This window comes from Polynucleobacter sp. 35-46-11 (assembly GCF_002281105.1).
On record NZ_NCFJ01000472.1, the window covers coordinates 1 to 1,929 of the forward strand.

2 protein-coding genes are annotated in these 1,929 nt (G+C 46.0%); both read right to left on the minus strand.

Annotated elements, in window-relative coordinates; genetic code table 11:
• Positions 1-791 (minus strand): 2-hydroxy-3-oxopropionate reductase (locus tag B7Y67_RS16490; RefSeq protein ID WP_293599561.1); only part of this gene is annotated, 791 nt, incomplete at its 3' end.
• Positions 792-877: 86 nt separating this feature from the next.
• Positions 878-1,660 carry a hydroxypyruvate isomerase gene (hyi, locus tag B7Y67_RS16495; protein ID WP_215303661.1) on the minus strand — a complete coding sequence of 261 codons (783 nt, stop codon included), beginning with the start codon at positions 1,658-1,660 and terminating at the stop codon, positions 878-880.
• Positions 1,661-1,929: the final 269 nt, after the last annotated feature.

The following is a 1,929-nucleotide window of genomic DNA, read 5'->3' on the forward strand; positions in this document are numbered from 1 at the left end:
TCTTGGGCTGTAGCAGTATTTGGTAGTGATACGCCTAAAGCCTTAGCGCTACTGAGTGCGAGGCTTAAATCTTTTTGATGTAATTCGATTCTGAAGCCAGGATCAAAAGTACGTTTGATCATGCGCTCACCATGAACTTCTAAAATCTTGGAGCTGGCAAAACCTCCCATCAGTGCCTCACGCACCTTAGCGGGATCAGCGCCTGCTTTAGCAGCAAATACTAAGGCTTCAGCAACCGCTTCGATATTTAAGGCAACAATAATTTGATTAGCTACTTTTGTAATTTGACCGGCGCCATTGCCACCAACTAGGGTGATATTTTTGCCCATCAACTCAAAGACAGGCTTTACCTTTGCAAAGGTGGATTCACTTGCACCCACCATGATAGTTAGGCTTGCTGCCTTTGCGCCTACTTGACCGCCTGAGACTGGAGCATCGACATATTCACAGCCCAAAGCATTAATACGTTTGGCAAACTCTTGGGTTGCTATTGGAGAAATCGAACTCATATCAACGACGATCTTGCCAGCTGTTAAGCCTTGGGCAATGCCGTGATCCCCAAAGAGAACTTTTTCCACATCAGGAGTATCTGGCACCATGGTGATGATGATGTCTGCTTTGCTGGCAACTTCTGCGGGGCTAGAGCAAGGGATTGCAGCGCTATTGGCTAACTCTTCCGGAATCTTGCTACGGGTATTGATGAATACCTCGTGGCCAGCAGCCACTAAATGGCCCGCCATCGGAGCACCCATAATTCCCAAACCAACAAAACCTAGCTTTAACTTACTCATAATGTCATCCTTAGTTATTAATTATTTAACTTACTGATTTTCCGCTTTACTTCATTATTGATTCACAAACTTGCAACTGAGCCTCATCATTCCTGCTCATACCGACCCATCCATCCTAGGCCCGCTTCAGTTGATTTGAGAGGTTTGTACTCGCAACCAATATAGCCGGTGTATCCAAGGCGATCTAATAAGCCAAAGAGATAGTCGTAGTTGATTTCACCCGTACCGGGCTCATTGCGACCCGGATTGTCGGCCAACTGAATGTGGGCAATGCGACTAAAGTACTTTTGGATCGTATTTCCAAGCTCGCCTTCCATGCGCTGGGCATGATAGATGTCGTATTGTAAAAAAGCGTTATCTGCTCCAACGGCATCCAAAATGGCAATGCCCTGCTCTGTCTTTGACAAGTAAAAGCCTGGCATATCAAAGGTATTGATAGGCTCAATCAAAAGCTTTAAGCCGGCTTTCTTGAGCTCACCAGCGGCATATTGCAAATTATTGACAAAGGTATCGTGCAGCACCTTTGGATCAGATCCTGCTGGGACCTTACCAGCAAGGCAATTGAGCTGAGGTACACCGAGAATCGAGGCATATTCAATTGCTTTTGCAACACCAGAACGAAATTCAGCAACCCGATCAGGTAAGCAAGCAATTCCACGCTCTCCAGCATCCCAATCACCTGCAGGTAGGTTATGGAGTGCGAGCTTGAGGGCGTTGTGATCCAAAGCCAGCTTAATCGCTTGAGCATCAAAGGCGTAAGGAAATAGAAATTCAACAGCCTTAAATCCGCCGGTTTTGGCGAGCGCAAAACGCTCCATGAACGGCACTTCATTAAATAGCATTGTGAGGTTGGCGGCAAATCGGGGCATGAAGTTCCTTTAGCTTGAATCACTCTGAAAGGATTGATGTTATCAAAGAAGCCTATAAATTTCCTTGAGCACCTTAGGATGGCGCTTTAAGTGAAATTGAGGGTAAAAATACGCTAATATCACTGTAGAAATACACATTATTAAGGAAAGATATGAAGATCAAATTCGCCCCAAGTACCCTGCTAGCCGCTGCTCTTTTGGCGGGCCCAGCACTCACGATGGCTCAAGCCCCAAGTGCACCAAATGCAGTTGTAGTTGATGCAGCCATA

What these genes read in the sequence shown, in the direction of transcription:
- hyi (WP_215303661.1), bottom strand. Translation starts at nt 1,660, where the DNA reads ATGCCCCGATTTGCCGCCAACCTCACAATGCTATTTAATGAAGTGCCG.